Source organism: Holdemanella sp. (assembly GCF_056804935.1).
Map to the genome: position 1 here is coordinate 299 of NZ_DBMEXE010000052.1, position 7,496 is coordinate 7,794.

At 34.6% G+C, this 7,496-nt stretch carries 9 protein-coding genes and 1 pseudogene; all 10 read left to right on the forward strand.

The features are described from left to right. Positions 1–218 (forward strand): annotated as a pseudogene (locus ACZQCL_RS03875) (PTS sugar transporter subunit IIA); the annotation flags it as partial. 15 nt (positions 219–233) lie between these two features. Further along, positions 234–701 (forward strand): PTS sugar transporter subunit IIB, encoded by a 468-nt coding sequence (locus tag ACZQCL_RS03880; RefSeq protein ID WP_003864241.1) that lies wholly within the window; start codon positions 234–236, stop codon positions 699–701. 10 nt (positions 702–711) lie between these two features. Next, on the forward strand, positions 712–1,488 hold the full coding sequence (locus tag ACZQCL_RS03885) for a PTS mannose/fructose/sorbose/N-acetylgalactosamine transporter subunit IIC (RefSeq protein ID WP_118114703.1): 777 nt from the start codon (positions 712–714) through the stop codon (positions 1,486–1,488). Further along, positions 1,475–2,293, forward strand: coding sequence for a PTS system mannose/fructose/sorbose family transporter subunit IID (locus ACZQCL_RS03890; protein ID WP_418584009.1), 819 nt, complete (start codon positions 1,475–1,477; stop codon positions 2,291–2,293). The genes ACZQCL_RS03885 and ACZQCL_RS03890 overlap by 14 nt, the downstream gene beginning before the upstream one ends. Positions 2,294–2,325: 32 nt before the next feature. Continuing rightward, positions 2,326–3,324 carry an SIS domain-containing protein gene (locus ACZQCL_RS03895; protein ID WP_227992241.1) on the forward strand — a complete coding sequence of 333 codons (999 nt, stop codon included), beginning with the start codon at positions 2,326–2,328 and terminating at the stop codon, positions 3,322–3,324. A gap of 52 nt (positions 3,325–3,376) precedes the next feature. Next, positions 3,377–4,456: an SIS domain-containing protein gene (locus ACZQCL_RS03900; RefSeq protein ID WP_227992242.1), complete on the forward strand. Its 1,080-nt coding sequence runs from the start codon at positions 3,377–3,379 to the stop codon at positions 4,454–4,456. Beyond that, a complete protein-coding gene (locus tag ACZQCL_RS03905; RefSeq protein WP_227992243.1) occupies positions 4,449–5,099 on the forward strand; it encodes an HAD family hydrolase in 651 nt (216 codons plus the stop codon). Before ACZQCL_RS03900 ends, ACZQCL_RS03905 begins: the two co-directional genes overlap by 8 nt. 54 nt (positions 5,100–5,153) lie before the next feature. Then, complete coding sequence (locus ACZQCL_RS03910) at positions 5,154–5,807, forward strand: HAD family hydrolase (RefSeq protein WP_333673079.1); 654 nt, start codon at positions 5,154–5,156, stop codon at positions 5,805–5,807. A gap of 1 nt (position 5,808) precedes the next feature. After that, complete coding sequence (locus ACZQCL_RS03915) at positions 5,809–7,158, forward strand: MATE family efflux transporter (protein WP_482481887.1); 1,350 nt, start codon at positions 5,809–5,811, stop codon at positions 7,156–7,158. Between the two features lie 15 nt (positions 7,159–7,173). Further along, positions 7,174–7,476 carry a hypothetical protein gene (locus ACZQCL_RS03920; RefSeq protein ID WP_227992246.1) on the forward strand — a complete coding sequence of 101 codons (303 nt, stop codon included), beginning with the start codon at positions 7,174–7,176 and terminating at the stop codon, positions 7,474–7,476. The last annotated feature ends 20 nt before the right edge of the window (positions 7,477–7,496 follow it).

Here is a 7,496-nt window from a genome sequence, read left to right on the forward strand (position 1 = left end):
TCAAAGGTGGAAGTGTTCACACAGCTTTATCTAAACTTGCAGTATTGGATAATGTAATGGTTTTTTCAGGAATGAACATGGGATTGGCATTAGATGTAGTAATGAAAAGCTTGGGCCAAAATCTTGAATTAGCAGATGCGAACGATTTGATTGAAGCAGCTAAAGAGGGAATGACAGTTATGAATGGTATGACAAGCGAAGATGATGAAGATTTCTAATAGGAGGAGAAAAAAATGATCAAATTATTAAGAGTGGATCACAGATTGTTACATGGTCAAGTTGCTTTTTCTTGGAAAAATGCAGTTGAAGCAGATTGTATCTTAATTGCGTGCGATGCAGTTATGAAAGATGATTTAAGAAAAACATCAATTAAGTTGGCAAAACCAAGTGGTGTTAAATTAGTTATTAAAAATATGGATGATGCAGTAAATGCGATCAACAGTGGTGTTACAGACAAATACAAATTATTGACTGTAGTTGAATCTATTAAGGATGCTGAAAGATTGTGTAAAGAGTGCAACATCAATAAATTAAATCTTGGTGGTACTAAGGCTACTGCTGAAACTCGTAATATTTCAAAGGCAATGAATATTACTCCAGCAGAAGAAACAATTTTAAAAGGATTATGTGAATCAGGCGTGGATGTAACAATTCAGATGGTTCCAGAAGATAGTCCAGTAAACGTAGAGAAAGTATTATAGGAGGAGAAATATGTTATTACAAGCAATTTTACTTGGCTTGGTAGCAATGCTTGGAAATGCTGAATATTTGTTCGGTACAAGCTTGTTGTCAAGACCATTGGTTATGGGAGCTTTAACAGGCGTTGTACTTGGTGATATCCCAACAGGTGTTACATTAGGTGCAACTTTAGAGTTGGCATTTATGGGAGCTTTCTCAATCGGAGCTAGTATTCCACCTGAAATGATTTCAGGAACCGTATTAGGAACAGCTTTCACAATTACTACAGGAGCTGGACCAGAAACTGCATTAACTGTTGGTTTACCAGTTGCTTCATTGGTTTTAATCGCAAAGAACGTTGGAATGGTTTTCATTTTACCTCCATTTGTTCACAAAGCAGATACATATGCAGCTGAAGGAAACATGGCAGGCGTTGCTAGAATGCACTTCTTAGGTGGATTCTTCGGTGTTAACTTGATTATTGGTGTTATCGTAGCATGTGGTTACTATGCAGGTGGACCTGCTGTACAGGCTTTATTAAATGTAATTCCTGAATGGATTTCAAATGGTTTACAAATCACAATGGGCTTATTACCTGCAATTGGATTTGGCTTATTGTTGATGATGATTATGGACAAAGAAGTTGCATGTTTCTTCTTCTTAGGATTCGCATTAAGCGTATACTTAGGAATTCCAGTAACTGCAATCGCAATTTTTGGAGCTATCATCGCTATCGTATTAACTCAATTACGTAGCAATTCAGCTCAAACAGCTACAGAAGGAGGATTAGACGAAGATGACGACTTCTAATAAATTAACAAAAAAAGAATTAAATCAAGTATTCTGGCGTTCATTCGGAATGGAATGGGACTGGAACTATGAAAGACAGATGAACATGGCATACTGCTACTGTATGTTACCAGTAATCAAAAAATTGTATTCAAATAAAGAAGACCAAATTGCAGCTATGCAACGTCACTTGGAATTCTTCAATACGACTCCTCAATTGTCAACATTGATTCTTGGTATCAGTGCTGCTATGGAAGAAAGTAACGCAAATGATCCTAACTTCGATACAGAAAGTATCAATAGTGTTAAGGTTTCATTGATGGGGCCTTTAGCTGGTATTGGTGATTCATTCATCTGGGGAACATTACGTATCATCGCTACTGGTGTTGGTCTATCATTAGCAAACCAAGGAAATATCTTAGGACCTATCTTATTCTTATTGATCTTCAATATTCCTGCTCAAGGATTACGTTATTACTTAATGAATGCTGGTTATAAATTAGGTAGTGGATTCTTGGCTAAGATCCAGGAAAATGGATTGATGTCAAAACTTACTTATGCAGCAAGCGTTTTAGGATTGATGGTTGTTGGTGGTATGACTGCTGAAAACGTTTCAATCAAATTCCCATTGGCATTTGGTTCTGGTGATGAAGCAACTACATTAAATGATGTATTCAATAATATCATGCCTGGTTTAATGCCATTATTATTCACATTATTGGTTTACTACTTATTGAAAAAGAAAAATATTAAGACAACTACATTGTTGTTATTGTGTGTCGCAATCGGATTGATTGGCTCATTCTTTGGTATCTTAGGTTGTTAATAAATTTAAATAAATAAATGGAGGAAAAGAAAATGATTAAATTTAATGAACAAGAAAAAATCGATAGCGTAAATGGAGCATTGGCTCTACGCCCTCAAATCAACGAAATCGTTGATGAAATCTGCGAACGTGGATATTCAAACATTTGCTGGTTAGGTGTTGGTGGTACTTGGGCAAGTGCTATGCAGGCTACAGTACACATGAAAGAGATGAGTGCTATTGAAACTTGGGCAGAAAATGCTGCTGAATACTTAACTACAGGAAACAAACGTATTACTAAAGATACAGTTGTTATTATCTCTTCTGTAACTGGAAACACTAAAGAAGTTGTTGATGCTATCAAAAAAATCAAAGCAGAAGTTGGCGCTACAGTTATCTCATTTGTTGATGCTAAAGAAGCTATCTTATTAGACTTAGCAGACTACAAGATCTCTTATCCAGTTAACGAACAATTAAAGTTCTTCATGGTTGCTGACCGCTTCATGTTCAACAATGGTGAATTCGAAGACTACGAAGATATGTATGCAGAATTTGACAAATACTTGGCTCAAGCTTTAGTAGAAGTTGAAAAGAAAGCTGAACCATTTGCTGTTGAATTTGCTAAAAAACACTGGAATGACGAAATGCACTACTTTGTAGGTGCTGGAAATCAATGGGGAGCTACTTACTCATACGCAATGTGCTATTGGGAAGAACAATTATGGTTAAAGACTAAATCAATCTCATCTAATGAATTTTTCCATGGTATGTTTGAAATCGTAACTAAAGAAACTCCAGTTACAATCTATATCGGTGAAGATGCTCAACGTCCATTGTCTGAGCGTGTAGCTAACTTTATTCCAAGAATTTGTGAAAACTACACAATTATTGACTCTAAAGATTACGAATTAAAGGGAATTAGTGAAAAATATCGTAAACACTTATCTCACCACGTAATGCACGCTGTAAACAACAGAATTGACGTTCACATGGAAATCGAAACTCGTCACCCAATGGAAATCCGTCGTTATTACAGAAGATTAGAATACTAAAATATAAAGGTGGAACCATTCCACCTTTTATATGTTGTTTAGGGAGGTACATATGGAAAAATTAACAATGCTTGATTATGTGAAAGAAACACCGGGCGTATTAAGAACAAATATTGAACAATACACTGCATTGGTTGAACCATTGATGAAGGAAATGCAACAAAAAGAAATCAAACGTATTTTGCTTGTGGCTTCTGGATCAAGTCATAATGCATGTTATTGTGCTCGAAGTTTTGTGGAAAAAGTGAGTGGTTTAGAAGTTAGAATCATTACTCCATATACATTTACGTATTATGAAAATGATATTAAAGAAACAGACTTAGTTTTGGTAGTTACACAGAGTGGTTTAAGTACAAATGCAATTGAAGCATTAAAAATCATTAAGAAAAAACAATGTAGAGCGATTTGTTTAACAGGAAATAAAAATAGTGATGTAAAAGATGTTGCGGATGTTGTGATTGAGTATGGTGTTGGCGAAGAATTAGTTGGCTATGTCACAAAGGGTGTTTCCTCACTTGCGCTATTCTTAGATTTATTCGCAATTGCGTATTCTGGTAAGACTGAATATTTAGAAGAGTTAAAAAAAGCTGTCCATTTAAATGAAGAAATGATTGGTAAGGCTACAAGCTTTATTCAGTTACACTATAAAGAATTTTCATCTATGTCTTGGGTTTACAGTTGTGGAGCGGGAGCCAATTATGGAACAGCGCTTGAAAGTGCATTAAAAATGGGGGAAACCATTCACATTCCAAGTTGCTGCTACGAAATTGAAGAATATATTCATGGTCCGAATTTACAATTAACGCCACAATACAATGTGATTTTCTTTGATGGAAACGATGTGGCAAGTCATCGTGTGGAACAAGTATATAAGGCTACACGCAAAGTAAGTGAGCGTGCCTATTTGATTTCAAATAATCCTGGATTAGCGGATGATGATCATGTTTTAAGCTTGAGTGGTACTGTATCAAGTGAACTTTCACCAATTGTTTATTTACCATTTGTACAACTATTAAGCTTTATTATTTCAAACGACTTACATTCTATTTATCAACATCCTTTATTAAAGGAATTTAAGGCTATCGCAGCCGCAAAAACGGAGAATTTTGTAAATTATGACGGCGATGATTAATACAGTAATTTTTGATATGGACGGGTTGATGTTTGATACAGAAACACTTTATATTGATGTATTTGAAGATGTTTGTAAAAAACATGGTCACGCTTTTCCAAGAGAATATTTTTTAGGGATGTTAGGCACAAGTCATTTCGATTATTCAATTTACCATAAGGACTATCCATGGTTAGAGGATATGTTGAAAATTGCCGATGATGAATTTGTTTCTTATTACGAGAAACGCTTTGCGATTCCAGGCTCTGCCAATAAATATGGCTTGAAAGAATTGCATGATTATTTAAAATCGAATAATTATAATATTTGCATTGCGTCAAGCTCAAGTGTTCCGCACATTAAGCGTTTAGTGAATAATTGCGGATTTGATTTTCAAGCAGATTTGATGCTTTCATCACAAGATGAATATGCGTCAAAGCCAGCTCCCGATTTATTTTTGGCATGTGCAAAAAAGATGGGAGTAAAGCCTGAAAATTGTATCGTACTTGAGGATAGTAAGAATGGAATTCGTGCGGCGTATAATGCAAATATGCGAAGAGTTTGGATTCCAGATCAAGTCCCATTTAATGAAGAAGACATGAAATATGTTGATCTTCAGTGTAAGAATTTAAAAGAAGTAATCGATATATTAGAAGCAATGTAACGTTGCTTCTTTTTCGTGCTATACTAATGTTGTTTTTTTTGAGGGAGGATATGTATGTCAGAGTTAGTCATATTTGATGTAGACGGGTTAATGATTGATACAGAAAGCGTATGGAAGAATGCGTTTGACAAGGCAGGAGATAAATATGGTATTTCAAATTTAGGAGACACTTTATTTCCTTCATTAATTGGCAAAAGACTGGAAGATGAGCAAGTGTTGTTGGATCGTCTTTTACCAAGTGATATCCAAGATAAATTATTGAATGAGTGGAGACAAATCGGACTTAGTTCACTGGCCAATAAAGTACCAGTTAAACCAGGCCTATATGAAATGTTGGATTTTTTAGAACAACATCATATCAAAATGGCTGTCGCAACAACGACAAGAAGAGATTTAACCGAACAAAGACTTAAAAAGATTAGGGTATATGATCGTTTTGACTATGTTCTTTGTGGGGATGAAGTCACAAAGCGTAAGCCAGATCCAGAAATTTATTTGAGTGTTTTAAAGAAAATGAACACAAAAGCAGAAAATACGATTGTATTAGAAGATTCGAGTGTGGGTGTTGAAGCAGCTTATAGAGCAGGTATTGATTGTATTCAAGTGCCAGATCTGATTGCTCCAACAGAAGTGCAAAAGAAGCAGACGGTTTATACTGCGAAAGATTTGATCGAAGCTAAAGATTATATTAAAGAGTATAGAGTATAAAATGCGACAAAATGATTTTGAAAATACTCCTATGTTAAAACTAGTCATGTCTCTAGCTATACCGAGTATGATTGCTCAACTTGTTAATATTTTATATTCCATTGTCGATCGTATGTTTGTAGGACAAATTGAAGAAGTGGGAAATGTATGTTTGGCAGCCGTTGGAATATGTGGGCCAATCGTTACTTTATTATCGAGTTTTGGAACACTTGTAGGTATTGGTGGTTCGATTTGGCTATCCATGTGTTTAGGACAAAAAAATGAGAAAAGGGCAAGTCAAATCTTATATAACAGCTTTGTGATGTTGGTTGTTCTTTCTGTTTGTTTAATACTTGGATTCATTCTTTTAAAACACAATTTGATCTATTGGTTTGGAGGCAGTGATGCCCTTTATCCTTATGCCAATACTTATTTAACAATCTATACATTAGGAACTTTCTTTGCCCTAATGTCGATTGGATTGAATTATTTTATAACGGGACAGGGCTATGCCACGATTGCGATGTTAAGTGTTTGTATTGGGGCCATCACAAATATTATTTTTGACTTTATTTTGATTCGTACTTTAAAGATTGGTGTGGCTGGAGCAGCCATTGGTACAGTTGTAGCACAGCTTTTATCGTGTATGTTTGTGCTTTGTTTTTTAAGATTCAAATCGAAAATCAAACTTCATAAAGAAGAATTATCTATAGAGAAGATGAAGCATATTGTAAAACTTGGATTCTCTCCATTTCTGATTATCGCATCCGATTCCATTATTTTAATAGTGATGAATATGATGCTTCAAAAGTATGGTGGAAATATGGGTGATATTTATATTTCGGCTATTACTGTAGCTCAAAGCTATTTCTTATTGATTACAGGACCATTACTTGGTATTAGTTCAGGTACACAACCTATCTTTGCGTATCATTTTGGTTCGCAAAATTTAAAGAAAATCAAAGAAGCATTTAAAATTGTGATTTCATTTGCGTTTTTATTTTGTTTGATCATGTTTATCATTTCGATGTGCTACTCCCATGTATTTGTAGCTATGTTTACAAGTGATGCCATGACAATGCCAATAGCGCAAAGAGCTATTAAAATCTTCTGTTTAGGTATTTTAATGATGTCCATTCAATATGTTTTAGTGGATGGAATTACAGGATTATCCAATGTAAAACTATCTTTGTTTTTATCTTTAAATCGTAAACTGATGTATTTGTGTTGTACATGTTTATTACCTGTATTTTTAGGGGTTTCTAATATTTTCTATGCACAACCAGCAGCTGATATTTATGCGAGTATTGTGACTGCCATTTGTTTTATAAAAATCATACCTTCTTATTTAAAAAGTCATGGTGTACAATAAGGTCAGGTGATGATTATGTTGTTTAAGAAAGAGAAAAAGATGAATGTTCCAGATTTATGGAATTTTATGACTTCCTTAAATAAAAAGGATAAGGCTTTGTTTGAAGAACTATTAGATAATGATAATGAACCCTTGGAATATAAGGGAGATGTCAAACAGGGTGGTTTATTAAAGAATAAGAAGATGATTGAAAGAAGGGTCATTGAAAAAGAAGAGGATGGAAGATTACGTGATTATACGCAATATCGTATTCAGCCAGATGTATATGAAGTATTAAAACCTTCTTATGATCAGTTTTATTCAATTATTGGTGATTAAGCTTGTAGAAATACAGGCTT